Origin of the sequence: Streptosporangium sp. NPDC051022, from assembly GCF_040683035.1 — a bacterium.
In the GTDB taxonomy this organism is placed as follows: Bacteria; Actinomycetota; Actinomycetes; order Streptosporangiales; family Streptosporangiaceae; genus Streptosporangium.
Map to the genome: position 1 here is coordinate 118,658 of NZ_JBFBCF010000005.1, position 26,440 is coordinate 145,097.

Sequence of the window (26,440 nt, forward strand, 5' to 3'; positions counted from 1 at the left end):
TGGCTCCATGCGAGCCATCAGCGGCACCGTGTTCGCGCTCGGCACCGTCAGTCTCGTGACGGACGTGTCGGCCGAGATGGTGACCGCGATCCTGCCGCTGTACCTGGTCGTCGGGCTGCAGTTCAGCCCGGCGGCCTACGGCGTCATCGACGGCGTGTACACCGGCGCGACCGTACTGCTGCGGCTGATCGGCGGGTACGTCGCCGACCGGGTCAGCCGCCACAAGGCCGTGGCGGGAGTCGGCTACGGGCTGTCGGCGTTCGCCAAGCTGGGGCTGCTCGCGGCGGGGGCCTCCGGGCCGCTCATCGGGCTGGTGATCACGGCGGACCGGGCGGGGAAGGGACTGCGCACGGCTCCCCGTGACGCGCTGATCACCCTCGCCACCCCTCCGGAACAGCTCGGCCGGGCGTTCGGGGTGCACCGGACGATGGACGCGGTCGGCGCCTTCCTCGGGCCGCTGGTCACGCTCGGCGTGCTCGCGCTGGCGGGCGGGGCGTTCGGGGCCGTCTTCATGACGAGCTTCTGCGTCGCGCTGCTCGCCGTACTGATCCTCGCGCTGTTCGTGCCGGACACCCGGTCGGCGCGGCCCCACCCGTCGGCGGTGTCTTGGCGGGCCGTGGCCCGGCTGGGGCGCCGCCGCCTGCTGCTCGCCGCCTGCCTGCTCGGCCTCGTCACGATCGGCGACGGGTTCGTCTATCTCGTCCTGCAGCGGCGCGTGGAGCTGGGCATCGGCTGGTTCCCGATGCTGGCGGTCGGCACGAGCCTGGTCTACCTGCTGCTGGCCGCCCCGCTCGGCAGACTGGCCGACCGGATCGGACGGCTGAAGGTGTTCGTCGGCGGCAACGCGACACTGATCGGCGTCTACCTGCTCCTGGACGGCCCGCTCGGGGGCTGGCCGCTGGTCGTCCTCGTGCTGGCGCTCTACGGGACGTTCTATGCCGCCACCGACGGCGTCCTCATGGCGCTGGCCGGGTCGATGTTCCCGGCGGAGTTGCGCGCCACCGGCCTGGCGCTCGTGCAGAGCGGCCAGGCCCTCGCCTATGTCGTCTCGTCGGTGCTGTTCGGGCTGGCCTGGCAGGCGTGGGGACCGGGGCCGGCCTGCCTGGCCGCCGCCTGCGCCACCGCGGTCGCCCTGCCCATCACCGTCCTCCTCGTCACCAAGGAGTCACGATCGCTCTCAGCATCCGCACCCGTGTCATCGTGACGGCCCTCGCCGCCCTGCTGCTCGCCGGAGTCGTCGTCACCTACACGGCGCTCGCCAAGGACCAGCCCGTCGCCGCGCGCTCCGGCCCCCTGAAGGACGGCCCGCGCCTTCAGGTACTGACCAACGGCCGTCTGTCGACGGTCTCCGCCTCCGACCCCGGCGGCCCGCGCGAGGTCACCGAGGTACAGTGCGACCGCGCCTACAGCACCGCCGGGACGGTCGCCTGCCTGAAGCCCGTCGGCCCGCTCAGCGCCACCGGCCTGGTCGTCATGGACGCCTCCCTGCGCCAGCGTACGGCCCTGCCGCTGAAGGGCTTCCCGAACCGGCTGCGCGTCTCGTCCACGGGCCGGATGGTCGCCTGGACGCTGTTCATCGACGGGCACTCCTACGCGACCACTGGCTTCTCCACCCAGGCGGGCATCCTCGACACCCGTACCGGGCGGCTGGTGAAAACGCTGGAGGACTTCACCATCACGGTGGACGGCCGCCCGTACCGCAACTCCGACGTCAACTTCTGGGGCGTCACGTTCACCGGCGACGACAACCGCTTCTACGCGACGCTGTCCACGAACGGCCACCGCTACCTGGTCGAGGGCGACTTCGCGGCGAAGACCGTCCGGACGCTGCGCGAGAACGTCGAGTGCCCGTCCCTCTCCCCGGACGGCACCCGGATCGCCTACAAGTCGGCCGTCGACGCCGACCCCAAGAAGGGCTGGCGCCTGTCCGTCCTGGACCTGGCCACCCAGCGGATCACCCCCCTGGCGGAGACCCACAGCGTGGACGACCAGGCCGTCTGGCTGGACGACCGGACCGTCGCCTACGCGCTGCAGACCAGCGACGGCACCAACAACACCTGGTCGGTCCCGGCCGACGGCACCGGCTCCCCCCGCCTGCTCATCCCCGGGGCCAACTCCCCGTCACCCCCCGAGCCCCCGACCAGCCGCTGACGGCCTCCCCGGCCACGTCTCCCCGGAAGAACCGAGATCCCGCCCGATCGAGAGATCGGACGGGATCTCGTCCTTTCCCCCCATCCCGACGGCATCCCGCTGTCCCGTCTGCATCCTGGTGTCCCGCCTGCGTCCCGATGACCCGTCTGCATCCCGGAGGCATCCCGGCATCCCGGCGTCCCGGTGAAGACGAGGGGATGCCTCGCCGACCGGCGAGGACGACACCGGGGCGGGTCAGTCGTCGCCGGTCGCCTTACCCTGCCGCCGGCGAATGCGGCGGACACGTCTCCGTCCGGTCTCCGGATCCTCGATGCCCTGCCTCACCCGGTGCTCGATACGGGCCTGCAGGACCTCACCGAGGGGCGCGTCGCGGAACTTCCTCCAGCGCTTGGGCCGCCTGACGTAAAGCCGTTCCTCGACCACTCCGCCCAGCCGCTCGTCGACGGCACCCCGGGCCCCTTCAAGGATCTGATGGTCACGGTGCCGGTTGGCGCGATGAGGAACCCGCTTGTGTCGCCGGATGCTCTTGCGAGAGCTCTTGTCGTTCTCGCCGTAGTCGTTACGACGATCCTTCGCGTAGCTCAGCCGTTTCTTCTCCTGAGGCGTCTTCCGGTCCATGATCCACTCACTCCGGTCGCTCGTACGAGATCGACGGTGGCAGATCTCCGGCAAGGCCGGCAAGGCGTTATCACCCGCGCCGCTCCCCGCTCCCCGCGCTTCTCCGGCACCGGTAGGCCGGCGCCGTCAGGGCGAGCGGCGGCCCCCGGACGAGCATGGGGACGCGGGCGAGATTCATGGTCACAGCCGAGACGCCCTCGGGGAAGCCGTGCCCGGCGAGAGCGTTCACCACGCCTGGCCACCTCGTACCGGCCCGGATCCCCACCGGGGTGCTGGAAGCGCTCTTGGTCAGTCGGAGAACCTCTTGGCGACGTCCCGGGCCCACTGCGCGGCCTTGGCCGCCTGCTCGCCCGTGACGGGCGCGCCGGGCATCCGGCTCAGGCGCTCCACCTGCTCGGCGAAGCGCAGGTGCTCCCGGTGGGCGTGCTCCCGGCAGGCGAGGCAGGTGACGCTTTCCGGACGGGGTGAGGTCATCGCGTAGGGCACCTGGAGCCCGCAACCGGTGGTGACGACACTCGGCGCGTCGGGCACACGCCCCAACGACGACACGATCACGTTGCGGAAAGCGGCACCGGCCTGCGTCACCTTCTCCTCGACGTGGATGTGCGGATCGGCCTCGCTCATCTGCGTCCACGCCTCCGTCCGAGTCGCCTGGGAATCAGACTAATGCGTTGACCCCTCAGGTTCACCGGAGTCGGCCAGGCCGTTCTTGGCGGGCATCGGCGCTGCCGGATGATCGCCACGGATCCGGGATCGGGCCACGCTCGTCGATGCCCCGGGGGCACCGAGGCCCGCCGCCCAGAGCGCCACGCCGATGTAGAGGACCTGCTCGGGCAGGCGTCGCCACAGCGGCGTCGCCGCCTCTCCCGCCAAGGTCACCCCGGCCAGCGCGGCGTAGACGTTGGCCGGAAGCATGAGCACGAACAGCAGCGCCAGGCAGATCCCGGCCGCCCGCCGGGTGGCCGGGAGCACAAGGCCCACCGCCCCGGCCAGCTCCAGGACGCCGGTCAGATAGACCACGAAGGCGGGGAACGGGACGAACGGCGGAACCATGGCCACCATGTCGGCACGGTTCGGCATGAAGGTCACGTCTGACGGGACGAAGTGGGCACTGGCCGTCATCACGAGCATGACGGCCAGGCCGTGCGCGGCGCTCACACGCCAGGTGGCGAAGCGGGCCAGACCGAGCAGCACGCCCAACAGACGGAAGCACAGCGCGGCCACGGCGAGAACGATCACGGTCACAGGACTCACCCTCCTTTGGATAACCATGCTATCCAACATAAGATAGTGATGCTATCCAATGAAGACCACATCTTCGAGATGACCGACCACTCGCCGACGGCCACCCCACCGCCCACCGCCCCTCTCTTCTCCAGGAACATCCACACGATCACACGCCCGGAACCGCCCGGCCCCACCACCACGCTCCCCGAAGCCCTGCCCCGGGGGAATCGCATCCATCCGTACCGCGTGGGAACTCGGCAACCCCGAGACCCACCCCGACCTCGCACCGCTCCGGCTCCGGCAGTGGGCTCACACACTCTGCTTCCGCGGCCACTTCTCGTCCAAGGTCGGCACGGCCCTCGACGCGCACAGCGTCCAGCATTCCTTCCGAAGCGTGCTCAACAGGTCGGGGCTGAACGCTAAGGAGTGGACACCCCGTGAGATGCGCCACAGCTTCGTCTCGCTGCTGTCGGACTCCGGCGTCCCCCTAGAGAACATCTCCCGCCTGGTCGGCCACCGCAACACCACCGTCACTGAGATCATCTATCGCAAACAGCTCAGACCCGTGATGTTGGAAGGTGCCGAGGCAATGGACCGAATCTTCCCAAATAGTTGATCTTTACGAAGTGATCTACGCTCAGATTTCGAGCATTGGTGATGCATCGATCCCTTGAAAGCATCGACTTCGACAGTCATGACTCATCGCGTGTAGACACTCAGATCCCGTATCCGCACGGTGCCGTCACCGTCTCCGGTGACGGCGACCGGGCGGCCATCCACCTGTCCGACCGCCACCGCAAAGACACTGTTGGTGTATCCCACCGGCTCGCCGAGGGGTTGGCGTGTGGTCAAATCCCACACCCGCACAGTCCCATCATTGTCGGGACCGCCGCCACCACCGGTGACGGCGACCGGCCACCCGCTTACCTCCCCGACCGCCACCGCCGAGAAACCGTAGGTGTGGCCAGTTGGCACCGGTTCGCCGATGAGTTTGTACGTGGTCAAATCCCACACCCGCATGTTCTCATCTTCACCGCCGGTGACAGCGACCGGCCGCCCGTCCACCTGCCCAATCGCCACCCCCCAGACGCGGGTATGGCTGGTCATCGGTTCGCCGAGGGGTTGGCGCGTGATCAGGTCCCACACCCGCACAGTGCCGTCAACGTCTCCGGTGACAGCGACCGGGCGACCATCCACCTTCCCGACCGCCGCCGCAACGATAAGGCCGGTGTGTCCGGTCATCGGTTCGCCGAGGGATTGGCGCGTGATCAGGTCCCACACCCGCACGGGGAACTTATGCGTGGCATCACCCCAGTCACCGCCGGTGACGGCGACCGGTCGTCCATCCACCTCCCCGACTGCCACCGCATGGACAAAATCGCTGCGGCTGGCCACCATCGGCTCGCCGAGGGGTTGGCGCGTGATCAGGTCCCACACCCGCACAGTGCCGTCATAGCCACCGGTGACGGCGACCGGTCGTCCGTTCACTTCCCCGACCGCCACCGCCAAAACACCGGCGGGGTGACCGCTCATCGGTTCGCCGACAGGTGCACGTGTGGTCAGATCCCACACCCGCACAGTCCCGTCACCCCCCTCACCGCCACCACCGCCGGTGACGGCGACCGGTCGTCCGTCCACCTCCCCGACCGCCACCGCCGAGACGACGTCATCGTGGTGGCCCAGCAGATCTGCGGAAGGCCAGAAGCTGATGGCAAGCGCCACGCAAGCCGTCAGCGCGGCGATCATCCACCCGAGGCGTCGGCGGGAAGACGCCGACCGCGCCACGGCCGACGTTTCTGAAGTCCTGTCCTTGGCAGGAGCCGTGTTCTTCGCGGCCATGGGGACCGGCGGCACAAGGTCGGTAGGTGCGGACCGACTGGACGGGACAGGCTGGCCTGGATCGAGGGGGCCACTTGCATGCTGCCCAGCCCTATCGTGGCCAGATCCTTCGGGTCCCCCCGCGTCCAGCCGCCCCAAATCGGGCACCGCTCACTGTCCTTTCTGGCCACCATCACGCCGAGAGCAGCCAGGCGGAGCCATCCGGTCACGGACGGCCAAGAAGGTGGGAGGGGCAGCAGCGACGCTAAATCGTGTGAACGAATCCCATCCTGGGGATGGCCCCCCAAGTGATGATCAAAAACATAGTCACTCAGTTGGTCACTCAGCAATGCAGAAGGCCGCTTCCGATCTCTCGGAAGCGGCCTCTGGCCTTGGTGGAGATGAGGGGATTCGAACCCCTGGCCCCTTCGATGCGAACGAAGTGCGCTACCGGACTGCGCTACATCCCCAAGACGTCACCTAGGTTAGCAAACTTCCGGAGGCGCTCGCGCCATATGCGGCCGGGGAGGCCGAAGATCAGTCGCCGACCGCGCGGCGCCCCGGGTCGGCGTACTGGTCGAAGATCTCGTCGCGTACGGCCGTCAGATCGATGATCTCCGCCACCGGCCGCCGAACCTCCAGCTCAGCCCTTCGGCGAGCACGTCTGGCGCGTTCCGCGCGGGCCCGGGAGGCGGCTCTGCGGCGCTCGGCGTCGATCTGCACCGAAACCCTGAGGATCACCAGATAAAACCCGAGAAGAGCCACTGAGGGCGCAACCCCCCACCAGGGGATCACTTGGACGGCGGCCGTCACCACCGAGGCGAGGATCATCAGTACGCACCACAGGGTCAGCCGCCTGCGCTTGGCGACCCGCAGTGCCCGCCGGCGCAGCTCGGCGCGTCTGCGGCCGACCGGAGATCGCCTGGGCCTGAGCGGCGGGCCCGCCGAGGGCGGGGGCGCGGCGGCCGACGCGCCGGAGGACTCCGACGCGGGTGAGGAGGCGGAGCGCGACACCGGCGTGGTCCCCGAGGCGGGCGCGTGGGACCCGTGAGCGGACGCGGCCGGAGAGAACGACGAGGACGCCGACACGGAGGGTGACGCCGACGCCGACGTGGACGGCGAGGCCTGCGCGGACCCGGGGGCGGGGATCACCTCGGTCGAGGGGTCCTCCATCGCCTGCTCGTCCTGAACGTACTGCTCCGCGTCGTCCTGAAGCTCCACGAAGGTGGGCCGGTCACGGCGCAACCACATGGGCACGAGCACGCACAACCACATGACGACAATGGCCAGGTACAGAAGAACACTGCTCACGGCCACCTCCGGGCAGCATGAAAACGCCTGTGGTCCCTTGGCGTCTTCAATGTGCTCACGTCACGCACAGTAAGGCCGCGTGTCACTATTTGACGAGTATTCAGTGCGGTGTGTCGCGAGATCTTCAAACCTCTTCATGGGGAGCGCCACCGTGGGCCGCCGCCTCCCGGGCCCTGCGCCAACGCACCAGCAAACCTCTTGGTGCGTCTTCGACCGTGAGGGCGTAACAAATGTGGTCACGCCAAGCGCCATCGATGTGCAGATGACGCCGTCTGATGCCTTCTTCCCTAAAGCCAAGCTTTTCAACCACACGGCGGCTCGCGTGATTTTCCGGACGGATATTCGCCTCGACCCGGTGCAGCCCGGTGGTGAAGAAACAGTGGTCGACCGCCATGGCCACGGCGGTGGGAATGATGCCCCGCCCGGCCAGGGCGCCGTCGACCCAATAGCCGATCTGGGCCGATCTCGCCGAGCCCCAGACAATTGCACCAATGGTGAGCTGTCCGGCGAAAGCCCCCTGGTAGGTGACGACCCACGGCAGCGCGAGTCCCTGCCTGGCCTCCCTGCGGAGGGTGCCCGCCATCGAGATGTAGGGGCCGAGACCGGTCCGGAACAGCGGGGTCTCAGGGTTGCTCGGTTCCCACGGGCGCAGCCAGTTGGCATTGCGCAGCCGCATCTCGCGCCAGACGCGCACATCCCGAAGGCGTAGCGGCCGGAGTCCCACCGGGCCTTCCGTCAGGGTCACCGGCCAGCCACGAAGTCGATCCACATCCTCCATCATCTCCCGAAGACACGCCGACGTGCCACGGAGTCCCCGACCCCTGTCTGCACGGGCGGAGTCCCGGCTCTGCGGGCGTGGAAAATCCCGCCCGCCCGGCGTGGGGCACCCCGCCCGTCGACGCGGGTGGTCTCCAACCACCGGCGGGAGCGCCCCCCACCCGCCGACGGAGGTGATCCCCGTCCGTCAGCGCGGGTGGTCCCCGCCGCGGATCTGGTCGACCGCGTGCGCGAGAACGGGCGCGAGCACCGCCATGCCGTCGCGGACCCCGCCGGAGGAACCCGGAAGGTTGACGATCAGGGTGTTCGCCGCCTGCCCCGCGAGCCCTCTGGACAGGATCGAGGTGGGCACCCTGTCACGGTTGGCCTGGCGGACGGCCTCGGCGATACCGGGTATCTCCCTGTCGAGCACCCGTGCGGTCATCTCCGGGGTGAGGTCGGCCGGGGTCAGGCCGGTGCCCCCGGTGGTGACGATCACGTCATAGCCCTCGGCGACCCCGGCGCGCAACGCCGCCTCCACCGCCTCGCCGTCGGGAACCACGCGCGGGCCGTCCACCTCGCAACCGGCCTCGACGAGCAACTCGGCCAGCAGCTTGCCGGACCTGTCCTCGTATATCCCGGCCGAGGCCCGGTTGGACGCCGTGATCACCAGAGCTCTCATGCCGCCATCCTGCCAGCCCCGCTGCTACGGCCTGGTCCAGACTCCGGTCTTGCCGCCGGTCTTCTCCTCGACGCGGACATCGGTGATCACCGCCGCCGGGTCGACCGCCTTGACCATGTCGATCAGTGCCAGCGCGGCGACCGAGACGGCGGTCAGCGCCTCCATCTCCACGCCGGTCCGGTCCGCGGTCCTGACCCGGGCGACGATCTCCACGCCGTCGTCGACCACGGCCAGGTCGACCTTCACACCGTGCAGCGCGATCGGGTGGCAGAGCGGGATCAGGTCGGGGGTGCGCTTGGCCCCCATGATCCCGGCGATGCGCGCCGTACCGAGCGCGTCGCCCTTGGGAACGTCACCCGAGCGCAGCAGGGCGACGGCCTCGGCGGACAGCAGTACCTTGCCGCTCGCGGCGGCCGTACGGGCGGAGACGTCCTTGGCCGAGACGTCCACCATGCGCGCCGCGCCGGTCTCGTCGATGTGGGTGAAGCCATTCATACGGACACCGTTCCTCTCGATTCCCCTCTATTCCCCTCGATCCGGTCTGCCTGCCGCCGGTCCCGGAACCCCGGTCACAGCGGGATCACCTCCATGGTCGCCCCCTCCGGCACCTCGGTGACGTCCTCGGGAACCACGATCAGCGCGTTGGCCGAGGCCAGCGCGGCGAGCTGGTGGGAGCCCTGCCGGGTCACCGGAGCGACCGAGCCGTCGGCGGCGAGCACCGCGCGCAGGTAGGAGCGCTTCCCCTTCGGGGAACGAAGCGGGGAGGAGATCACGGCCCGCACGGTGGGCGTCGGGCCCGCGGGCAGGCCCTGCATCTTCCGCAGCGCGGGCCTGACGAACAGCATGAACGACACGAAGGACGACACGGGGTTGCCCGGCAGCGCGAAGACCGGAACCTGGTCCGCCCCGACCACCCCGAAACCCTGGGGCATGCCCGGCTGCATGGCGACGCGGTCGAAACGGACCGTGCCGAGGGGGCCGAGCGCCTCCTTGACCGGTTCGTAGGCGCCCATCGAGACGCCGCCGCTGGTGATCACGGCGTCGGCCCGCAGGAGCTGGGCGTCGAGCTGGTCGAGGAAGCTCGCGGCGTCGTCGGCCACGATCCCGGCCCGGTACCCCTCGCCGCCGGCCTCCCGGACGGCGGCGACAAGGGTGTAGCTGTTGGACTCCCAGATCTGACCGGGGGCCAGCGGGCTGCCGGGCTCGACCAGCTCGGCGCCGGTCGAGATGACCACGACCCGGGGGCGGGGCCGTACCAGCACCCTGCGGCGGCCCACCCCGGCCAGGACGCCGAGCTGGGCGGGGCCGATCAGGGTGCCGGCGGGCAGCACGACGTCACCGGCGCGCACGTCCTCACCCGCCCCGCGGATCGCGTACCCCGCGGGCGCGGGCCGCTCGATCGCGACCCGCGCCGTTCCGCCGTCGGTCCACTCGACCGGAACCACCGCGTCCGCTCCCGCGGGCATCGGGGCACCGGTCATGATGCGCATGGCCGTGCCGGGATCGACGACCAGCGACCGGCCGTCGCCGGCCGCGATGTCGCCGACCACCGGCAGCGTCGTCGGCGCCCCCGCCACGTCCTCGGCCCGTACGGCATAGCCGTCCATGGCCGAGTTGGCGAACGGCGGCAGCGACACCGGGGAGGTGACCGCCTCGGCCAGCGTGGTGCCCAGCGCCCCTTCCAGCTCGATCTCCAGTGGAGCGAGCGACCGCACGGTGAGCAGGATGTCGGCGAGGTGCTCGTCGACCGTTCTCAGAGGAGCGGCGGGGCTCGCCGGGCTTGTGTGACTCATCGGGACGCCAGGAACTCCTTCAGCCAGGGCAGGAACTCCGGTGCCAGGTCGGAGCGTTCGGCGGCGAGCTGCACCACCGTCCGCAGATAGTCGATCTTGTTGCCGGTGTCGTAGCGACGGCCGCGGAACAGCACGCCGTGGACGGGGCCGCCTTCCTCGGCGCCGCGGGTGGCCAGGGTGCGCAGGGCGTCGGTGAGCTGGATCTCGTTGCCACGGCCCGGCGGGGTGTTCTCCAGGACCTCGAACACGGCCGGGTCGATCACGTATCTGCCGATGATCGCCCAGTTGGACGGGGCCTCCTCGGCGGGAGGCTTCTCCACCAGGTCCGTCACCCGGACCACGTCGTTCTCCTCGGTGGGTTCGATGGCTGCGCAGCCGTACAGGGAGACCTGTTCCTTGGGGACCTCCATCAGCGCGATGACGCTGCCGCCGCGGGCGCGGCGTACCTCGATCATGCGTTTGAGCAGCTCGTCACGGTAGTCGATCAGGTCGTCGCCGAGCAGGCACGCGAAGGGGTTGTCCCCGACGTGCTGCTTGGCGCAGAGCACGGCGTGGCCGAGGCCGCGCGGTTCGCCCTGTCGTACGTAGTGGAGGGTGGCGAGGTCGGCGGGCTCCCGCACCTGGGAGAGCCGTTCGTCGTCGCCTTTGGCTTCCAGGACATCTTCCAGCTCGATGGCCCGGTCGAAATGATCTTCGATGGAACGCTTGTTCTTACCTGTGACCATGAGGACGTCGAGCAGACCGGCGGAGACCGCCTCCTCGACGACATACTGGATGGCGGGCTTGTCGACGATGGGCAGCATCTCCTTGGGAGTCGCCTTCGTCGCCGGGAGGAAGCGGGTGCCCAGGCCCGCGGCAGGAACGACGGCTTTGGTCACGAGATCGAAGTCGGCCATACGAAAACGATAGTGGAGGGGTTGTGGACAAGCTGAGGCTGCGGTCGGCGATCGAGGCCGCCCGTGCCGCGATCCCGGAAGACGAGCGGCACGCGGCCTCCGTCAGGACCCGGGAGTGCCTGCTGGAGCAGCCGTGGGTCCAGATGGCGGGGCTCGTCGCGTGTTACTGGTCGATCGGCACCGAGCCGTCCACCCACGGGCTCGTCTTCGCCCTGTGGAAGCACGGCGCGACCGTGATCCTGCCGGTGCTCCGCGACGACGACGACCTCGACTGGGCGGTGTACGACGGGCCGGACACCCTCGCCCCGGGACGTTTCGGTCTCATGGAGCCGGTCGATGTCCGGCGGGGCGTGGACGCCGTCAGGACCGCCGCGCTCGTGATCGTGCCCGCGCTGGCGGTCGACCGCTCGACCGGCGTACGGCTCGGCCGGGGCGGCGGCTCCTACGACAGGGCGCTGGCGCGGGTCGGCCCCAACGTGCCGACGGTCGCGCTTTTGCACGAGGGCGAACTCCTGGACGAAGTCCCCGCCGAGCCCCATGACCTGCCGGTTCGCTACGTTGCACAGCCGAACGGCATAACACAAGTGGTTATGGGGTGTGACTGACGAGTCAGTCCAATACGACACAATGGTCCCTGTAATCAGGGAGGGGGCCAGATGGGATTGGACGTCTGGCTGCTTCTCGGGGCGGGGATCGTCATCGCGGCGATCGTCGCGGTGCGGATCGCCCATCGCAGCGGACTGCCCAGTCTTCTGATCTTCCTGGGTTTCGGTCTGCTCCTCGGTGAATCCGGCCTGGGGCTCCAGTTCGAGAACCCGCTGCTCGCCCAGCAGATGGGCCTGATCGCCCTCGCGGTCATCCTGGCCGAAGGTGGTCTGACCACCAACTGGCACCACGTACGGCGATCCATCCCCACCGCGCTGGTGCTCGCGACCCTCGGGGTGGGAGTGAGCATCGCGGCCGTCGCGGTCGCGGTGCACACGCTGCTCGGCATGAACTGGCGGACCGCGCTGCTGCTCGGCGCGGTCCTCGCCTCGACCGACGCGGCGGCCGTCTTCTCCGTCCTGCGCCGCCTGCCGCTGCCCTCACGTCTGGCGGGCATCCTGGAGGCCGAGTCCGGCTTCAACGACGCGCCCACCGTCATCGCGGTGATGCTGCTGAGCGCCGCGGCCTCGCCCAGCCTGGGGCAGGCGCTGCTGATGGTCGTCTTCGAGCTGTTCGTCGGCGCGGTCGTCGGCCTGGTGGTCGGCCCGCTCGGCGTGTACGCGCTGCGCCGCATCGCCCTGCCCGTCTCCGGCCTGTACCCGATCGCGGTGCTCGCGCTGGCGTTCGTCGCCTACGCGGGCGCCGTGCTCCTGCACGGCAGCGGTTTCCTCGCGGTCTACCTGGCCACCCTGGTCATGGGCAACTCCCGCATGCCCCACCGCGCCTCCTCGCGGGGCTTCGCCGAGGGCGTGGCCTGGCTGGCCCAGATCGGCCTGTTCGTCATGCTCGGAATGCTGGCCAGCCCGTCGGAGATGCCCTCGGCGATCATCCCGGGCCTGGTGGCGGGGCTGATCCTGGTCGCGGTCGCCCGGCCCCTGTCGATCGTGATCTGCGCCCAGGTGATACGGCTGGCGCGCATCGACCGGCTGAACTGGCGGGAGCAGGCCTTCCTGTCCTGGGCCGGTCTGCGCGGCGCGGTGCCCATCGTGCTGGCCACCATCCCCTGGGCCGCCAACGCGACGAACAGCAGCGTCGCCAAGCTGGTGTTCAACGAGGTCTTCGTCATCGTCGTCGTCTACACCCTGATCCAGGGGCCGACGCTGCCCTTCCTGGCCAAGACTCTCGGCCTGTCCACCCCCGACGAGGCCCGGGACCTGGAGGTCGAGTCGGCGCCGCTGGAGGAGCTCAACGCCGACCTGCTGCAGATCAAGGTGCCGCCGACCTCCAAGCTGCACGGCGTGGAGATCTTCGAACTGAGACTGCCCACGGACGCCCAGGTCACGTTGATCGTCAGGGACGGCCGGACGTTCGTGCCCGAGGGATCGACCAGGATCAGGGTCGACGACCAGCTCCTGGTGGTGACGACGGCGGCGCACCGGGAACTGGTCGAACGGCGGATGAAGGCGATCAGCCGCCGCGGCAAGCTCGCCGGTTGGTTCGGCGAGCTGGGTAAGTGATCAGCCAAATACCGGATGGAATGTGACAGATCCGACTCGCGTTTAAGCTTGTCGGCTGCCTATCATTAGCAGTCGCGTCAATAGAGTGCCAATCGGCGCGGACCCAAGAGGAGGAGCGCGTGCCCACCTACCAGTACGCCTGTAGTGCCTGCGGCAACGAGTTCGACATCGTGCAGAAGTTCTCCGACGACGCGCTCACCGAGTGCCCGTCCTGCGCCGGTGAGCTTCGCAAGGTGTTCTCCGCGGTCGGCATCGTCTTCAAGGGCTCGGGCTTCTACCGGACCGACAGCCGGTCCTCCTCGTCCAGCACCGTGAGCTCCGGCGCGTCCTCGGCCACGGGCTCCTCCGGCGAGTCGAAGTCCACCGACTCCAAGCCCGCCGAGTCGAAGCCCACGCCCGCCGCGAGCAGCCCGGCACCCGCCGCCTCCTGAACCCGCCCGTCCCGAACCGGCCACCGGGGACCGAAGCCGGTCACCGTGGCGGCGAAGGCGGCAACCATGGAAGCGGCGGACAGCCGTCACGGGGTCGAAAGCCCGGCCGACACGGGGACGCCGGGCCTCACAGGGGTGACGACCGGTCGCGGGGATGACGGACCGGTCGCGGACCGTCGACGTCTCCGCCACGGACGGCGCCTCGGTCACCGTACGGCGGTGACCGGCCACCATGAGCGATGATCCGGTCACCCGACGGTGGTGGTCGGCCGCCACGAACGGGGAGCCCGACCGTCTCAGGACGGGAAACGGGCACCGGCCCACATCAGGGTCGGTGTCATCCAGCTCGTCCGCCGGGCCCGACGTCATTCACCGCGTTCACGGTCGTCCACCGCGTCCACTGTGCCCGCCGGGTCCGCCTCGTCCGCCGGGTCCACCGGGTCCACCGGGTCCGCCCGATCCACCGGGTCCGCCGGGTCCACCGCGAGGACGGTCGGAGGCCGATCCGAGCATCTCGTGCGGCAGTCTGTTCAGCAGTTCGCGAAGCCCTGGATGCTCAGCGACGCCCCAGTCGTGGACCATGCGCCTGAGCCCCTCGCGCACCTCGGTGACCAGCAGGTCCGCCACCCGCTCACCGGCCGGGGTGAGTTCGAGGCGCGTGCCGCCGGCCGTACGGCCGGCCAGGCCCCGGTCGACGAGCAGGTCGGCGTACGGCCTGCCCTGCCCGACCGTCACCCCCGCCCGTTCTGCCAGCTCCGCGCCCGTCTGACTGCCCCGGGTGCCCAGCCTCGCGATCAGCCACACAGAGCCGGGAGGCAGATCCAGCCGGGCCATGTCGCCCAGGCGGCGATAGTAGTCCCCGCGCATGTCCGCGTCGGCGAGCCGCCACAGCCCCCGCTCGACCTCGTCGAGGGAGGACCGCGCCGTGGGCACGGCGCCGTAGCACTCCCCCAGGTCGACCGGTTTGGTGGTCTCGCGCAGAGGCACCTCGGGGAGCAGCCACGCCACCGCGAAGGCGACCAGGGCGACCGGCGCGCTGTAGCGGAACACCTGGGCGATCGCGTCCGAATACGCCGTGAGGAACGCGGTCACGGTCTCGGGCGGCAGCCTCCGGACGGCCTCCGGGTCCGACCGGACCGCCGCATCGAGGCCGGGCGGGAGCCGGACCGTGTGCGACAGCCGTACCAGCTCCTCGGCGAGCCGCGAGGTGAAGATGGTCCCCGCGACCGCGACGCCGAAGGAGCCCCCGATGGAGCGGAAGAAGGTGACCCCGGAGGTGGCCACCCCCAGGTCCTCGAAGCCCACGGCGTTCTGCACGACGATCACCAGCACCTGCATCACCAGGCCGATGCCGACGCCCAGCACGAGCAGGTACGCGCTCAGCTCGAAGACCGAGATGTCCTCGCGGACCCGGGAGAGCAGGAGGAGCCCGAGTGTCGTGGTCGCGCCGCCCGCGATCGGGAACACCTTGTATCTCCCGGTACGCGTGATGACCTGCCCGGTGACGATCGAGGTCACCAGCATGCCCGCCATCATCGGAAGCAGGTGGATGCCGGACAGGGTGGGCGAGACGCCCTGGACGACCTGGAGGAACAGCGGCATGTAGGTGAGCGGGCCGAACATCGCGAACCCCACGGCGAAACCGATCAGCGACGCCACGTCGAAGGCCCTCAGCCCGAACAGGTGAAGCGGCAGCACCGGTTCCGCGGCACGCCTCTCGACCTGCCACCACAGTGCCAGCAGGGCCGCCGCGGCGACCCCCAGCCCGATGACGACCGGATCGTCCCAGGGACGGACGGTCCCGCCCCAGGTGGTCATCAGCACCAGGCAGGCGGCCGCCGTACCGAGGAGGACGATGCCGAGATGGTCGATGACATGGTGCCTCCGGTCCGTGCCCGGCGGGAGTGCCGAGGAGATCACGGCCAGCGCGACGAACCCGACCGGCAGGTTGACGTAGAAGACCCAGTGCCAGGACAGATGGTCGACGAACAGGCCGCCGAGCAGCGGCCCCGCGACACTGGACACGGCGAACACCGCGCCGAAGAACCCCTGGTACCTTCCCCGCTCACGGGCGGGCACGACGTCCCCGACGATCGCCTGGGCCAGCACCATGAGACCGCCGCCGCCGAACCCCTGCAGCGCGCGAAAGCCGATCAGCTGCCCCATGTTCCGCGACATGCCGCACAGCGCCGAGCCGGCCAGGAAGATGACGATCGCCCCCTGGAAGAGCCGCTTCCTGCCGTACTGGTCGCCGAGCTTGCCCCACAGCGGTGTGGAAACCGTCGAGGCGAGCATGTAGGCGGTGACCACCCAGGACAGCTCCCCGAGGCCGCCCAGGTCGCCGACGATCGTCGGCAGCGCGGTCGCCACGATGGTCTGGTCGAGCGCGGCGAGCAGCATGCCCAGCATGAGCGCGCCGATGACGAACCCCAGCCCTCCTGTCGTCCGCCGGGACTCGGCGACACTCATCCGCCCCGCCGCCCACACCCCCGGCCGCCCGTACCCCGTCCGGCCGCTCCCGGCCCCCCACCATCGACGCGGCGACCGGCCTCCGCCCCCGCGCCTCCGGTCCTCAACCGGCCACCGGACCTCACCGCCGGATGCGGAAGCCCCCAAGTCTCCGGTACGGCGAGCCACGGCACGGACCCGGCCGACGCCCACGCCCACGCCCACGCCCACGCCCATGGACGGCGCGCAACCCGGCGAACGTTCCCGGCCCACTTCCCAGGTCGGGCAGTCGTGTCGGCTTCGGCCCGCCCCCAAGGCTCAACGCCCATATCGACCCCCGATCGCCCCCGATCGATGTAACACAGATCATACCCAGCGTGATCAGATCACCACATTGGGAAATACGGTTATCCACAGGCGGGGATCCAGCCTCTTCCGATATCCACAGGACACGATCCGGGCTCCTCAGCGGCTCACCTGTGCCGCTAACCTCGGCGCCATGGTCACCAATGCGGATATCGGGGTCATCGGCGGCTCGGGCTTCTACTCTCTGCTCGACGACGCGACAGAGATCGAGGTCACCACTCCCTATGGCCCACCCAGCGACGTCATCACCGTCGGCCGGATCGGATCACGGTCCGTGGCGTTCCTGCCCCGCCACGGCCGCGACCATCGCTTCCCTCCCCATCTCATCCCTTACCGCGCCAACCTGTGGGCCCTGCGCTCGCTTGGCGTCCGCCAGGTTCTCGCCCCCAGCGCGGTCGGCTCCCTCCGCCCCGAGCTGGGCCCCGGCACCCTGGTGGTCCCCGACCAGCTCGTCGACCGCACCTCTGGCCGCACGCAGACCTACTACGACACCGACGGCGTCGTCCACGTCTCCTTCGCCGACCCCTACTGCCCCGCGGGCCGCGCGGCGGCCATCGACACCGCCCGGTCCGCCGGATGGGACCTCGCCGAAGACGGCACCCTGGTGGTCATCGAGGGCCCCCGTTTCTCCACCCGCGCCGAGTCCCGCTGGTTCACCGCCAACGGCTGGACCATCGTCGGCATGACCGGCTTCCCCGAGGCCGTCCTCGCCCGCGAACTGGCCCTGTGCTACACCACGCTGTCCCTGGTCACCGACCACGACGCCGGCGTCGAGGCGGGCGAGGGGGTCACCCACGAGGAAGTCCTCTCCTTCTTCGCCACCAACATCACCCGCATGCGATCCCTCATCGCCGACGTCGTCACCGCCCTGCCCGACAAACGCACCTGCCCCTGCCCCGACGTCCTGAACGGCCTCCGCCTCCCCTTCGAGCTCCCGGGCTGACCTCCCCCTCCCGCCAAACCCTCTCCGACCTCCCAACAGCCCTTCCCGTCTTCGACCTCCCGCCCGGCTCTCCATCCGCCCGGCTCTCCATCCGAGCGGCTCTCCATTTCCCGCACAGCGAGCACCCCTCCCGTACGGCGGAGCACCTTCCTCCCCCGTGCTCCCCGTACGGTGGCCCCACACCGCCCCCGTGCTCCCCACACCGCGACTCCCCACACACCGCCCTCGCGCTCCCCACACTGTGGCTCCCCGTGCACCCACGGCTCCCAGATCCCTGCACGGCGTTGCCATGCCGCAGCCCTCTCACGCCTCCCCCGGCTGCCTCCCATCCCCGGCTCCCAGGCTGATTTCCTCCAGTCCGCCTCCAGCCCGCTCCTCCTGACTCACCTCCGCCCTGATTCCTCCAGGTCATCCCCCGCCTGATTCCCATGGCCCTCCAAACCGGTTTCCTCCGGGTCACCCCTCCCCTGTCGGGCAGGTCACTCTCCCCCTATCGGGCCCTCCCCCCATGGAGTCAGCCGTGCGCATCGTCCGCACCCCCACCTCCCACACCCCCACCTTCCGCAACCGCGCCCTCCGTCATCTCGGCGGACGCCGCCATCGCCTCATCGCCACCGTCGTCGCCGCTCTCGCGATGGCATGCGCCGTAACAGGACTACGGCCGGACACCGCATCGGTGACCGTGCTCGCCGCGGCCCGAGACCTCCCCGGAGGCACACTCGCCCCCGCCGATTTGAAGGTCGTCGCCCTGCGCCCCGACACGGTCCCCGATGGCGTCCTGAAACCCGGAGCGTCCGTCACCGGCAGGATCCTGTCCGGTCCCGTGCGGCGCGGAGAGCCGTTGACGGATGTCCGGTTCCTTGGCCCCGGCCTGCTGAGCACCCAGAGACCGGGGACGGTGGCCACCCCTGTCCGCGTCGCCGACCCGCAGACGGCGCGCCTGCTGTCTCCAGGGGATGTCGTGGACGTGCTCGCCGCCCCTTCCACCTGGGACGGCTCCGCACCGGCCCGGACCGTGGCCGAGAACGTCACGGTTCTGGCCATACCCGACGGAGAGCCGGCTCAGGGCGCGCTCGTCGTACTGGCCACGACCTCCGCACAGGCCGTCGAACTGGCCTCGGCCCAGACAGGCGGACGCCTGTCAATCGCGATCGAGCCTCGCACAGGGTAATGTCATGAACACTTAAAGCGGTGAAGCTTTGAGGCCGAGTCCACGGACGTCAATCAGGAACCAGAACGAGGGGCGGCGACGTGATCGAGGTCAGCGCGAGCACCGTCGACGCGGCCGAGATCGAGAGGCACCCATGATCGGCTCCATGACGACGCCTACAGCAGAGAGCCGAGCTTCGGGTCATACTCCCAGTGCCACGGTTCGAAGGGGCTGACATAGGCCCACTTGGGGTGCATCCAGCCAAACCTCTTGCTGTTGGCCTCCAGCCAGTTGAACTCCTCCGACCGGAAACGCTCCACGCCCCCGCACAGGTCGACCGCGAGCCCGAGGCCGTGATTGCTGCGCCCCGGGACGGCGGCGAAACCTGGCCGCCGGTAGTAGACCGACTGCTGCTCGGAAAGGCTCCGATAGCTGTCCGTCACGCACATGGCCCTGCCGAACCGCCTTCGGTAGGCCTCGTTCAGGCTGATGAACGCGAGCGCCGCGTCACCCCGCAGCTCGTTGCCCCGCTGCTGGAGGGGGCAGAGATATGCCTTCGGGATCAGGCCGTTGGGAAAGTCATTCAACGATGCGGCCCTCATCGGGTTGCACCCCGCCGAAGGATTGCCCGACTTGTCGACCTTGATCCCCAGCTTCACCAGCGCCTGGGTCAGCGACTTCACGATCTTTTCGGAACGCGCCCTGAGCGTATCGATCTCGGCGCCCATCTGGGCCTCCGACAGGAGGTTGCCGGCCCGCAGCTCCTGCGCCTCAGCGGCCAGCTTCTCCCGCTCGGCCTGCAGCCGGGCACCGTCACCGAGAACCTGGTCACGTTGGGCCACGAGCTGACTGACGTCCGCCATGGCCCTGAGGGTCGAGGCGTTGGCGTCGCCGGACAGGAAGAATGCCGCGTCTCCGCCGATGGGCCGCTGATAGAGCTGGCCGACCAGGTCTGACAGCGGCTGCCGTACCTGGGCGAAGGCCCTCTCCGCGGCCTGGAGCTCGCGCAGCTTCGCGGCGAGTTCCTTCTCCGAAGCCTGAATCTTGGCGCGCCTCTGCTCCAGCGCCTTCGTCGCGTCCTCAAGATCCTTGGCCGCCTTCTCCGACTCACGGCGAAGCTCGGTGAGGTTGACGGGGTCACGGAGCAGTCCGGCGAGGTTGGTCACCCTCGCGAGGCTCTCCGAACCGGCGAGGTTCGCCGAATCGGTGACGGTGACCGGTCTGGCCTCCATCCGCGTCGGACTCGCGGCGGCCGCCCCGGGGAACAGGGAAGACATCGTCGCGACGACGGCGATCAGACCCGCTGATCGACGAGGTGGCACGTTCGACCCCTCCGTTTGCGAACTCGTGACCTGGGTCAGGCACGCACGTTACTACAGCTGGCCGAGTGTCTGGGTCAGACTCAGTACAGCTGATATGCGCCGAACACCCCATTTAGCGCTCTCCTCACTCAGGCCTCTCGTCGCACTCGCTCCTTACAGACCTCCCACAACCAGGTCTCCCGCCACTCACTCGGACACCCGAACGTGTCCTCCGGATGTTCCGGCTGAGGCGTCTGCCTCACATGCGGCACCGAAGATTCTCGGGGTGCCGTTCTTCGCACGACCGGGGGCCCCTCCGCGAGAGACACCTCAGCCGCGGAACGCCGTACATCCGCGACGACCACCGGAGGCGCCCACCCCCCGTAAACCCGCGCGGGCCGATAAGGAGGCGGAACCACCCTCGGCTCCAGAACCACCCCCCGGACCGGCGCCACCGCATCCGCCACCGCCGCGCCCGCCCCCCTCGAACCTCTGCCCCCTTCCCAGCCGTCGCCCACGTCTCCTCGGACCCCACCCTCGATCTCCAGGGATCCCCCCTCGGCGACAATCCTGCGAACGGTCTCCCGATATCCGGTGAGCTCCGCCACCAGAAGTCCCAGCGCCAGAAGCGCGGGTGCCAGCATCGCCCCGCACAGCACCAGAGGCCGTAGCGCGCGATGCCCCCGAATCCGCCTCCGTCGCCGCTCCGTCACAGAGCGCGACACTAACCACCCCCGCCCACGAGACACGCACTCACTTGCCGCCCCTTTACCGCAGCTCATCGAACCGATAACCCGCCGATCGCCAACCGACCCCCCTCCAGCCGCACATCCACTCCACTCTTTCGCTACTCTTACAGGGAGTCCCTTGCCTCCGTAGCTCAGGGGATAGAGCACCGCTCTCCTAAAGCGGGTGTCGCATGTTCGAATCATGCCGGGGGCACTCTTCCCACCAGCGGATACGCCCTTGACCTGGGATATCCATGATCGCGCCTTTGCGCGCATAGGCAGCCAGGTGCAGCCATAGGCAGCCCTGTGCCAGTGGTCGCGGAATATACACGGAATGATCTTGAAGGCGTTTCCGCAGGTCGCTCCCTAGATCGACGCACCGCTGGCACGCCAGAGTCTTCCGACTCCACCGCCGTCTCAGGCCCCGAGAGACTGCCAACCTAGGATGAGCCATCGTGCAACGGCTCGCGCTCTTCGACCTGGACAACACCCTCGTAGATCTCGACGAGGCGTTCCAGGTATGGACCGCCGAGTTCGCCGAGGAGCACGGGTTGGAGCATGACGCGGTTGACTGGCTACTCGGACTCAACCGTGACGGCTTCCCCCATCGTGAGGTCTTCTTCGGCAAGGTGCGGGAACGTTTCGCCTTGCCCGACACAGTTGAGGAACTGTGGGGCCGGTACCGCAGGCGTATGCCCCACCTTGTTCACTGTCGGCCCGAGGTGCTGAACGGACTGTCTCGGCTACGCATGGCCGGTTGGCGGGTGGCGATCGTCACCAATGGCACGGCGGACAACCAGCTAGGGAAGATCCGTAACACCGGTCTGGCCGACGCCGTGGACGCCTGGGTGCTCTCGGGAGCCGAGGGCATCCGCAAACCCGATGTCGAGCTGTTCGAAATCGCCGCTCAGCGCTGCGGAACGACTGTCGCCAAGGGCGGGTGGATGATCGGGGACAACCTCATCGCCGACATCGGCGGGGGTCAGGCAGCCGGATTGCGAACGATTTGGATCGACCGCGGCACCTGGTCAGGGCAGGATCACTCAGCACACCACGTCGTCACCGACGTCATTCAGGCGATGGAGATCTTGCACAGGGACAACACGCCCGCCTGAGGCGTGCATGACAAAGGCCCCGACCGAAGCCAGGGCCTGACGACATGGACTATTGCGGATCACTCGTTGAGCGCGTTATTGATCTTCCCGTTGATCCTCTCTCGCTGGCCGTCCAGGCACTTGGCGTAGACACGGTGAAGGACTTCCACGCTGTTCCCCGCCCGCATGGCCACCTCAGTAGCGGGCACCCCCGCGTTCAGCCACAGGGACAGGGCAGCGTGCCGCAGGTCGTACGGCCGGGCGGCAAGGGGCGAGTTCACCTGAGCCGCCGTGAAAACGAGCGCCCGTGTCTCCTGCCAGACGTAGGAGTGCGCCGAGCCCGAGTAAGGACGCCCCTTGGAGGTGCGAAACAACCTGCCGTCATCCGCCGTGCCGTACTCGGCGATGTGCTCGCGGAGGATGGCCACCAGGACCGGCGGGATGGGGATCTCTCGCGTCTCTTTCTTCGCCCGATGCTTGAGGCTCCGGGATTCGTGCGTCTCCCCCGAGTTGGTCCACCGCTTGTTCGCCTGCGGTCGCGCCTTTTCTAGGATGATCAGTCCCCACCCCGTATCCGGCAGCGTGCAGTTCTTCAACCGCAGATCCGCTGCCTCTTCCGGACGCAACGCCGCGTAGTACATACAGGCGAACATGGCTCTGAGCCGGGGGCCGCGGGTACGCCCCACCTTGAGCACAGCGGCCAGGAGCCGTTTGGCCTGAGCCGGATTGACCACCGTGCGCGGGTCGACGACATCAACCGCCTTGGGGCGGGTCCACTTCACCTCATCCAGAGGGTTCTTGGTGAACTTCTTCTGTTCCACCGCCCGCTCCAACAGGTGATGGAGAACTCCCCGCTTGCGCCGCACCGTATTGGCCGCCGCCTCCTTCCCCTCGAACGTGACGGAGATGGCGTCGAGGGCACGCCGTGCCACGGTGGTCTCCGCCAGGTCGGCCAGCGGAAGGGACGCCTTCTCAAGCCAGCGCAGTGCCATTACCTGGGTGCGGGTCAGCTCCTGCCGGCGGTTCTCCGGTAGGAGCGCGTGGCTGCGAAGTACCTCCCTCAACTCCTCGTCGTCGGGGCGATCGGGGACGTCTGCCACCAAGACAGGGATCAATGACAACAGCGCGTAGACCTCGGTTTCCCTTGTCCGAGCCGCAGCGCCCTGCCATCGGCTGATCACGTACGACTGCGCGAATTCCAGGAACGACGGCCCGGAAGGTTCAGGGGCCGGTACGGCAGCCAGCATCGACATGGGCAGCCCGGACGCGATGTCAAAGGCTTCCCCGGCTTTTGCCGCCTGCCGGAGGTCCGACAGAAGGTTCTGAGCCTGTTCCTTGTTACGGAGAGTCTTGGACTTCGGCACCCCGCCCACCGTCCAGCGGACCGTGTGCGAGATCGTCTTACGCGGTTTGCCCGGCTTGGGCGTCGACAGGTTGGGCCGGATCTCCCAGAACTTCACGTCATAGCTGGTTGTCACGACGCCTCCCGCAGCGAGTCGAGCCAGGCGTCGAGGTCACTACGCCACACGCGGAGTTCCTCGTTGGGGTACTGGACACAGACGGGCGCCTTGCCGAGCGCACGCCACCGGTAGAAGGTGCGGCGTGAGATGCCGTTCAGCTCTTCCAGCACCTCAGGCACGGTCAGCAATTTGTCGTTCCTCGGCATCAGAGGTCACCCCCGAGCGCTGGAGACGGAGGTAGGGATCTTCCGGTCAGTGCGGCGGCGAGGAGGGCGTCACCGGCCGACAGGCCCTTTCCTGCGTACTCCCAGTGGGAGATCACGAGGACGGTGTCCTCGTCGAGGATCGGGAGTCGACCGGTCGTGATCTCCTCTCCGCGCACGAAGGCAGCACGAGCCGCGCGGAGCTTGCCGAGGGTGGTGGAGTAGCGGCGGGAGCGGGTGGAGTAGTGGCCGCGAAATCCCAGCATGTGAGCCCACTGCATGAGCCGGAGATCGGCCATCTCGTCGAGCGCGCCCAGGCGGAGGCACTCGGCGATGAGGCGGCGGGGGTGGTCGCGTAGGTCGAAGGCGGTCAGGTCGTCGAGGGGGTTGATACGCCGGTCCAGGGTGCCGACGCATTCGGCGGCCTTGGTGGCGTACTTGGCGATGTAGGCGGCTACGGCCTGTTCGGTGAGATCGCCGTTCATGGTGATCTCACGGGTGTCGAGCTGGGTTCCCCAGCGCAGGACCCGAGCGGGTTCGTCGGCCGCGGCGGGGGTGGTGACCGCGACGGCCGAGGCGGCATGCCGTACGGCGTCCGCCAGCATGTCAGCCGTTGCCCAGGCCGGAGGAGCCGAGGCAGGCCCGTCCGGGCCGTCGAGGCGAATCACGGCGTGGAAGTGGACGACGCCGCGGCGCTGGTACTCGGCGACCTTGGCGAACGGGACCGTCACGTGCTCGCGCAGTTCCCGGAGTGTCAGCCCTCCGAGCTTGGCGATGCGCCGCCGGAGTGCTTCGGTGAAGCGCCGCCACAGTTCCGGGGACATGGCGTTGAACAGCACCGATCCGGTGTAGTCGTAGCAGTCCGGGCACAGCGGCTCACCGAGCTGGGAGTCGTCGGCCCCGTGCCGCGCGGTGCAGGATATGACCCGCCCGTGGGGGCAGGTGGGCGCGTCCCGCCGGGGGTGACAGGGCAGGACGGTGCCGCCCTGCTCTCGCCGGGTGTGGACGGTTCCGAAGGAGGGGGCGGTGAGGGTGACGAACAGGCACGGGTGGGCGGTGACCGAGTCGGGGACGCCCTTGCCGCCGACCAGGCCCGCGCGGATCAGCTGATAGGTGTCGGCCCGGTAGATCTCGGCGCAGGCGGGGCAACGGGAGGCCCGCCGGGTCTTGCAGGGCAGGCGAAGGATGCCGTCCGGCTCGGTGGCAGTGGTGTAGGTGTGCAGGCGCCGGCCGGTGGTGGGGTCGACGTGGAAGACGTGGCCGCGTAGGTGGATGGGCTGTCGGCAGCCGCCAGTGCGGAGGATCTGGGAGGCCCAGCGTTCGTATTGGGGATCGTGGAGCCGGGTGATCATCCCGGCTACCGCGTGGGTGTTTGGCATGATGGGGCACGTCCCTTCCGGGCTTTTAGGGGTTCGGTGCGGGATGGCCCCCGACGTGACGAGCGTCTTGGCGGATGTGTGGTCACGCCGGGGGCGCCGAGGCTCAGCAGAAGCCGAGGCCCTCGCAGAATTCGCAGGTCTGGCCATGGCCGTCGAGCCCGGTCCCGCCGCAGTCGCAGCACTGCCAGCGCCGGGGGGTGAGGTCGACGGGCGAGGTGTCCTGGTCATCGGTCATGCGGTCCATCTCCCGGTGTCGCGCTTGGGGGCGGTGTTGAGGAACACGCGCCAGGTGTAGGGGCGCTCGTGGAGCGGCAGGATCGGCGAGATCGAGCCGATCGGCAGGACCTTGCGGATCGTGTTGGCGGCGTGGACGAGTTCGGCATAGGTGCCGTCGATGCGGATACGCATGGGGATCTCTCTTTCAGGCGGCGTGGGGCGGGGTGATGGGGTCGATGCAGCCCGCGTAGGACATCTCGGCGTCGTGGCGGGCGCGGGAGTGGGCGAGGATGCCCACGGCCGAGTACTGGACCGGCCCGAAGGCCAGGCCGGTGCGGTAGTGGCCGTAACCCGCGTCACCGGGGTCGACGTCGGTTCCGAGGAGTTCGGCGATGCCGTCGATCTCGGCGCGGATCTCGGTGTCGGTCCCGTCGGGGAAGTGGTGCACCGTGACGGAGAAGGGGACGGGGACGCCGGGGCTGGTTTCCAGGAAGTCGGCCAGGTTGCGCAGGCCGTCGATGAGGGCGGCGCGGGGGTCGATGGAGGGCATGGCGTTTCCTTTCGTGTCAGGCGAGTTCGGGGCTGTCGCGCAGGGTGCGCAGCAGGTCGGAGGCGAGTTGGCTGGACACACCCAGCCGGGCGCGCAGGGTGTCGCGGGTGATCGGTTTGCCGTGCCGGACGTGGTGCTCGTCGGCGACGCGGCGCGCGTAGTCCAGGAGCGGATCAGCCGTACCCGCTCCGTTCTGGTCGTTCTGGGTGTCGTTTGGGTTGGGTACGGCGGGGACGGGGAGCGGGAAGAGCGTGGTGGGGTCGTTCTGGATCTCCGGTACGGCGTCCGCCGCAGGGACGGTTTCCGGTACGGCGACGGGGACGGGAACGGCTTCCGGAAGTAGTGCGGGACGGGGTTCGGTGGCGCGGCGTTCGAGCATGGAGACCGCGATCAGGAACGCCCCTGCCGGGGTCGCCGCGGTGATCCACCCCCAGGCGGACGGTTCGGCCTGAGCGAGGTTGGCGGCCAGCGACAGGACGATCCCGCCGACGAGGACGAGGGTTGGCCAGGAGATCCAGCCGTCTCGCTTGCGTCCGTTCTTCTTGTCGCGCTGTCGTTCTCGCGCGGCCATGACGCAGGTGAGGTCGACGCAGACCGCCACCGCCCAGGCCATCGGGCCGGACTGTCCGTGTTCGGTGGCCGTGTCGCGGATGTGGGTGAAGCTGCCCGCCCCGGCGATCAGGGCGAGGATCAGCACCGGTCCGGCATCGGCCAGCCGTACGGCCAGGCGAGGCGCTGTCGTGGTCATCGGGGTTCC

The 26,440-nt window shown here is 69.2% G+C and carries 29 protein-coding genes and 2 tRNA genes; 10 read left to right on the forward strand and 21 right to left on the reverse strand.

All coding sequences use genetic code 11. The annotated features are described in order from the left end of the window. Positions 1-7: 7 nt before the first annotated feature. Positions 8-1,204: an MFS transporter gene (locus AB0N02_RS11640; RefSeq protein ID WP_363945039.1), complete on the forward strand. Its 1,197-nt coding sequence runs from the start codon at positions 8-10 to the stop codon at positions 1,202-1,204. Next, on the forward strand, positions 1,201-2,151 hold the full coding sequence (locus AB0N02_RS11645; protein ID WP_363945041.1) for a hypothetical protein: 951 nt from the start codon (positions 1,201-1,203) through the stop codon (positions 2,149-2,151). Before AB0N02_RS11640 ends, AB0N02_RS11645 begins: the two co-directional genes overlap by 4 nt. Positions 2,152-2,385: 234 nt before the next feature. Here the strand turns inward: AB0N02_RS11645 and AB0N02_RS11650 are convergent, their stop codons facing one another. From AB0N02_RS11650 to AB0N02_RS11665, 4 genes are all read right to left on the reverse strand, one after another. Next, positions 2,386-2,769, reverse strand: coding sequence for a hypothetical protein (locus AB0N02_RS11650; protein WP_363945042.1), 384 nt, complete (start codon positions 2,767-2,769; stop codon positions 2,386-2,388). Between the two features lie 70 nt (positions 2,770-2,839). After that, positions 2,840-3,001, reverse strand: a complete 162-nt coding sequence (locus AB0N02_RS11655) for a hypothetical protein (RefSeq protein ID WP_363945044.1) — start codon at positions 2,999-3,001, stop codon at positions 2,840-2,842. 56 nt (positions 3,002-3,057) lie between these two features. Then, entirely contained in the window at positions 3,058-3,393 is a 336-nt protein-coding gene (locus tag AB0N02_RS11660) for a hypothetical protein (protein ID WP_363945046.1), read from the reverse strand. A 39-nt stretch (positions 3,394-3,432) separates the two neighbouring features. Continuing rightward, entirely contained in the window at positions 3,433-4,014 is a 582-nt protein-coding gene (locus tag AB0N02_RS11665; RefSeq protein WP_363945048.1) for a hypothetical protein, read from the reverse strand. Positions 4,015-4,231: 217 nt separating this feature from the next. Between AB0N02_RS11665 and AB0N02_RS11670 the strand changes: the two genes are divergently transcribed. Then, entirely contained in the window at positions 4,232-4,612 is a 381-nt protein-coding gene (locus tag AB0N02_RS11670; protein WP_363945413.1) for a tyrosine-type recombinase/integrase, read from the forward strand. Between the two features lie 83 nt (positions 4,613-4,695). On the opposite strand, the gene AB0N02_RS11675 is transcribed toward AB0N02_RS11670, so the two are convergent. From AB0N02_RS11675 to galU, 8 genes are all read right to left on the reverse strand, one after another. Then, positions 4,696-5,742 (reverse strand): hypothetical protein, encoded by a 1,047-nt coding sequence (locus tag AB0N02_RS11675; RefSeq protein WP_363945050.1) that lies wholly within the window; start codon positions 5,740-5,742, stop codon positions 4,696-4,698. 465 nt (positions 5,743-6,207) lie between these two features. Further along, positions 6,208-6,284, reverse strand: a tRNA-Ala gene (locus AB0N02_RS11680). Positions 6,285-6,351: 67 nt separating this feature from the next. Continuing rightward, positions 6,352-7,125: a hypothetical protein gene (locus AB0N02_RS11685; RefSeq protein WP_363945052.1), complete on the reverse strand. Its 774-nt coding sequence runs from the start codon at positions 7,123-7,125 to the stop codon at positions 6,352-6,354. A gap of 124 nt (positions 7,126-7,249) precedes the next feature. Continuing rightward, positions 7,250-7,903, reverse strand: a complete 654-nt coding sequence (locus AB0N02_RS11690; RefSeq protein WP_363945415.1) for a GNAT family protein — start codon at positions 7,901-7,903, stop codon at positions 7,250-7,252. Positions 7,904-8,089: 186 nt separating this feature from the next. Then, complete coding sequence (locus AB0N02_RS11695) at positions 8,090-8,563, reverse strand: MogA/MoaB family molybdenum cofactor biosynthesis protein (protein ID WP_363945053.1); 474 nt, start codon at positions 8,561-8,563, stop codon at positions 8,090-8,092. Positions 8,564-8,587: 24 nt separating this feature from the next. Further along, a complete protein-coding gene (gene moaC / locus AB0N02_RS11700) occupies positions 8,588-9,058 on the reverse strand; it encodes a cyclic pyranopterin monophosphate synthase MoaC (RefSeq protein ID WP_363945054.1) in 471 nt (156 codons plus the stop codon). 74 nt (positions 9,059-9,132) lie between these two features. Then, a complete protein-coding gene (glp, locus tag AB0N02_RS11705; RefSeq protein ID WP_363945055.1) occupies positions 9,133-10,356 on the reverse strand; it encodes a gephyrin-like molybdotransferase Glp in 1,224 nt (407 codons plus the stop codon). After that, the gene (gene galU, locus AB0N02_RS11710) at positions 10,353-11,252 is read right to left on the reverse strand and encodes a UTP--glucose-1-phosphate uridylyltransferase GalU (RefSeq protein WP_363945056.1); all 900 of its coding nucleotides are present in this window, start codon (positions 11,250-11,252) and stop codon (positions 10,353-10,355) included. The genes glp and galU overlap by 4 nt, the downstream gene beginning before the upstream one ends. Before the next feature lie 23 nt (positions 11,253-11,275). Here galU and AB0N02_RS11715 point away from each other — a divergent pair, with 23 nt between their 5' ends. From AB0N02_RS11715 to AB0N02_RS11725, 3 genes are all read left to right on the forward strand, one after another. Continuing rightward, positions 11,276-11,857, forward strand: a complete 582-nt coding sequence (locus AB0N02_RS11715; protein WP_363945057.1) for a 5-formyltetrahydrofolate cyclo-ligase — start codon at positions 11,276-11,278, stop codon at positions 11,855-11,857. Between the two features lie 51 nt (positions 11,858-11,908). Next, positions 11,909-13,414, forward strand: a complete 1,506-nt coding sequence (locus tag AB0N02_RS11720) for a potassium/proton antiporter (RefSeq protein ID WP_363945058.1) — start codon at positions 11,909-11,911, stop codon at positions 13,412-13,414. A 119-nt stretch (positions 13,415-13,533) separates the two neighbouring features. After that, positions 13,534-13,845 carry an FmdB family zinc ribbon protein gene (locus AB0N02_RS11725; RefSeq protein WP_363945059.1) on the forward strand — a complete coding sequence of 104 codons (312 nt, stop codon included), beginning with the start codon at positions 13,534-13,536 and terminating at the stop codon, positions 13,843-13,845. Between the two features lie 378 nt (positions 13,846-14,223). On the opposite strand, the gene AB0N02_RS11730 is transcribed toward AB0N02_RS11725, so the two are convergent. After that, complete coding sequence (locus AB0N02_RS11730; protein WP_363945060.1) at positions 14,224-16,314, reverse strand: MFS transporter; 2,091 nt, start codon at positions 16,312-16,314, stop codon at positions 14,224-14,226. A 478-nt stretch (positions 16,315-16,792) separates the two neighbouring features. Between AB0N02_RS11730 and AB0N02_RS11735 the strand changes: the two genes are divergently transcribed. Then, positions 16,793-17,602 (forward strand): S-methyl-5'-thioadenosine phosphorylase, encoded by an 810-nt coding sequence (locus tag AB0N02_RS11735; protein ID WP_363945062.1) that lies wholly within the window; start codon positions 16,793-16,795, stop codon positions 17,600-17,602. Between the two features lie 520 nt (positions 17,603-18,122). After that, the gene (gene cpaB, locus AB0N02_RS11740) at positions 18,123-18,773 is read left to right on the forward strand and encodes a Flp pilus assembly protein CpaB (protein ID WP_363945063.1); all 651 of its coding nucleotides are present in this window, start codon (positions 18,123-18,125) and stop codon (positions 18,771-18,773) included. Positions 18,774-18,928: 155 nt separating this feature from the next. On the opposite strand, the gene AB0N02_RS11745 is transcribed toward cpaB, so the two are convergent. After that, a complete protein-coding gene (locus AB0N02_RS11745; RefSeq protein ID WP_363945065.1) occupies positions 18,929-20,029 on the reverse strand; it encodes a D-alanyl-D-alanine carboxypeptidase family protein in 1,101 nt (366 codons plus the stop codon). An 893-nt stretch (positions 20,030-20,922) separates the two neighbouring features. Between AB0N02_RS11745 and AB0N02_RS11750 the strand changes: the two genes are divergently transcribed. Both AB0N02_RS11750 and AB0N02_RS11755 read left to right on the forward strand, forming a co-directional pair. Next, positions 20,923-20,995, forward strand: a tRNA-Arg gene (locus AB0N02_RS11750). Positions 20,996-21,236: 241 nt separating this feature from the next. After that, a complete protein-coding gene (locus AB0N02_RS11755; protein ID WP_363945067.1) occupies positions 21,237-21,896 on the forward strand; it encodes an HAD family hydrolase in 660 nt (219 codons plus the stop codon). 59 nt (positions 21,897-21,955) lie between these two features. On the opposite strand, the gene AB0N02_RS11760 is transcribed toward AB0N02_RS11755, so the two are convergent. The 7 genes from AB0N02_RS11760 to AB0N02_RS11790 form a co-directional block, all read right to left on the reverse strand. Continuing rightward, entirely contained in the window at positions 21,956-23,353 is a 1,398-nt protein-coding gene (locus AB0N02_RS11760) for a tyrosine-type recombinase/integrase (protein ID WP_363945069.1), read from the reverse strand. Further along, entirely contained in the window at positions 23,350-23,514 is a 165-nt protein-coding gene (locus AB0N02_RS11765; protein ID WP_363945417.1) for a helix-turn-helix domain-containing protein, read from the reverse strand. Before AB0N02_RS11765 ends, AB0N02_RS11760 begins: the two co-directional genes overlap by 4 nt. 26 nt (positions 23,515-23,540) lie before the next feature. Further along, positions 23,541-24,917 (reverse strand): replication initiator, encoded by a 1,377-nt coding sequence (locus AB0N02_RS11770; protein WP_363945070.1) that lies wholly within the window; start codon positions 24,915-24,917, stop codon positions 23,541-23,543. 103 nt (positions 24,918-25,020) lie between these two features. Continuing rightward, complete coding sequence (locus AB0N02_RS11775; RefSeq protein WP_363945072.1) at positions 25,021-25,152, reverse strand: hypothetical protein; 132 nt, start codon at positions 25,150-25,152, stop codon at positions 25,021-25,023. Further along, on the reverse strand, positions 25,149-25,325 hold the full coding sequence (locus tag AB0N02_RS11780) for a hypothetical protein (RefSeq protein ID WP_363945074.1): 177 nt from the start codon (positions 25,323-25,325) through the stop codon (positions 25,149-25,151). Before AB0N02_RS11780 ends, AB0N02_RS11775 begins: the two co-directional genes overlap by 4 nt. Positions 25,326-25,338: 13 nt before the next feature. Beyond that, entirely contained in the window at positions 25,339-25,683 is a 345-nt protein-coding gene (locus AB0N02_RS11785; protein ID WP_363945075.1) for a hypothetical protein, read from the reverse strand. A 16-nt stretch (positions 25,684-25,699) separates the two neighbouring features. Continuing rightward, the gene (locus AB0N02_RS11790; protein ID WP_363945076.1) at positions 25,700-26,431 is read right to left on the reverse strand and encodes a DUF2637 domain-containing protein; all 732 of its coding nucleotides are present in this window, start codon (positions 26,429-26,431) and stop codon (positions 25,700-25,702) included. Positions 26,432-26,440 lie beyond the last annotated feature (9 nt).

What these genes read in the sequence shown, in the direction of transcription:
- AB0N02_RS11720 (WP_363945058.1), top strand. Translation starts at nt 11,909, where the DNA reads ATGGGATTGGACGTCTGGCTGCTTCTCGGGGCGGGGATCGTCATCGCG.
- AB0N02_RS11775 (WP_363945072.1), bottom strand. Translation starts at nt 25,152, where the DNA reads ATGACCGATGACCAGGACACCTCGCCCGTCGACCTCACCCCCCGGCGC.
- AB0N02_RS11660 (WP_363945046.1), bottom strand. Translation starts at nt 3,393, where the DNA reads ATGAGCGAGGCCGATCCGCACATCCACGTCGAGGAGAAGGTGACGCAG.
- AB0N02_RS11690 (WP_363945415.1), bottom strand. Translation starts at nt 7,903, where the DNA reads ATGGAGGATGTGGATCGACTTCGTGGCTGGCCGGTGACCCTGACGGAA.
- AB0N02_RS11785 (WP_363945075.1), bottom strand. Translation starts at nt 25,683, where the DNA reads ATGCCCTCCATCGACCCCCGCGCCGCCCTCATCGACGGCCTGCGCAAC.
- AB0N02_RS11790 (WP_363945076.1), bottom strand. Translation starts at nt 26,431, where the DNA reads ATGACCACGACAGCGCCTCGCCTGGCCGTACGGCTGGCCGATGCCGGA.
- AB0N02_RS11650 (WP_363945042.1), bottom strand. Translation starts at nt 2,769, where the DNA reads ATGGACCGGAAGACGCCTCAGGAGAAGAAACGGCTGAGCTACGCGAAG.
- AB0N02_RS11735 (WP_363945062.1), top strand. Translation starts at nt 16,793, where the DNA reads ATGGTCACCAATGCGGATATCGGGGTCATCGGCGGCTCGGGCTTCTAC.
- AB0N02_RS11695 (WP_363945053.1), bottom strand. Translation starts at nt 8,563, where the DNA reads ATGAGAGCTCTGGTGATCACGGCGTCCAACCGGGCCTCGGCCGGGATA.
- AB0N02_RS11745 (WP_363945065.1), bottom strand. Translation starts at nt 20,029, where the DNA reads ATGTCTTCCCTGTTCCCCGGGGCGGCCGCCGCGAGTCCGACGCGGATG.
- AB0N02_RS11675 (WP_363945050.1), bottom strand. Translation starts at nt 5,742, where the DNA reads ATGATCGCCGCGCTGACGGCTTGCGTGGCGCTTGCCATCAGCTTCTGG.
- glp (WP_363945055.1), bottom strand. Translation starts at nt 10,356, where the DNA reads ATGAGTCACACAAGCCCGGCGAGCCCCGCCGCTCCTCTGAGAACGGTC.
- galU (WP_363945056.1), bottom strand. Translation starts at nt 11,252, where the DNA reads ATGGCCGACTTCGATCTCGTGACCAAAGCCGTCGTTCCTGCCGCGGGC.
- AB0N02_RS11640 (WP_363945039.1), top strand. Translation starts at nt 8, where the DNA reads ATGCGAGCCATCAGCGGCACCGTGTTCGCGCTCGGCACCGTCAGTCTC.
- moaC (WP_363945054.1), bottom strand. Translation starts at nt 9,058, where the DNA reads ATGAATGGCTTCACCCACATCGACGAGACCGGCGCGGCGCGCATGGTG.
- AB0N02_RS11770 (WP_363945070.1), bottom strand. Translation starts at nt 24,917, where the DNA reads ATGCCAAACACCCACGCGGTAGCCGGGATGATCACCCGGCTCCACGAT.
- AB0N02_RS11730 (WP_363945060.1), bottom strand. Translation starts at nt 16,314, where the DNA reads ATGAGTGTCGCCGAGTCCCGGCGGACGACAGGAGGGCTGGGGTTCGTC.
- AB0N02_RS11780 (WP_363945074.1), bottom strand. Translation starts at nt 25,325, where the DNA reads ATGCGTATCCGCATCGACGGCACCTATGCCGAACTCGTCCACGCCGCC.